The organism is Streptomyces brasiliensis, from assembly GCF_014647875.1.
GTDB lineage: Bacteria > Actinomycetota > Actinomycetes > Streptomycetales > Streptomycetaceae > Streptomyces > Streptomyces brasiliensis.
The window spans coordinates 1-516 of record NZ_BMQA01000281.1 but is presented as its reverse complement, the minus strand read 5'-3'; the positions used below and the strand labels follow the sequence as shown (position 1 = coordinate 516).

1 protein-coding gene is annotated in these 516 nt (G+C 69.4%); it reads left to right on the top strand.

All coding sequences use genetic code 11. The features are described 5' to 3' along the window. On the top strand, positions 1-516 hold a 516-nt coding region (locus tag IEZ19_RS50180; protein WP_189318006.1), incomplete at both ends, for an AMP-binding protein.

The window sequence follows — 516 nt, the reverse complement described above, 5'->3', positions numbered from 1 at the left end:
GATCTGTTCGATGCCGGCTCGGTGAAGGCTCTCGCCGAGCGCTGGAACCGAGTCCTTGAGTTCGTGACTGCGGCGCCCGAGACCCGGCTGGGCGCCGTGGACGTCCTGCGCGACGACGAACGCGAACACCTCCTGCGCGTGTGGAACGACACCACCGTCCCGATCGCGGGCACGTCGGCAGTGGAGTTGTTCGAGGCTCAGGTGGCCCGGGCGCCCGGTGCGACGGCGGTCGTGGGTGATGGCGTGGAGCTGTCCTACGGCGAGTTGGATGCGGCGGCGAATCGGCTGGCGCACTATCTGCACGGGATGGGTGTGGGCCCGGAGTCCGTGGTGGGCGTGTGTCTGCCCCGGGACGTGGAGTTGGTGACCGGGATCCTGGGTGTGTTGAAGGCGGGAGCGGCGTATCTGCCGATCGACGGGCGGCTGCCGGTGGAGCGCGTGGCGTTCATGTTGGCCGACAGCCGGGCGCAGCTCGTATTGGGTACGCAGGAGGCCCTGGACGATCTGCCTGCCGGG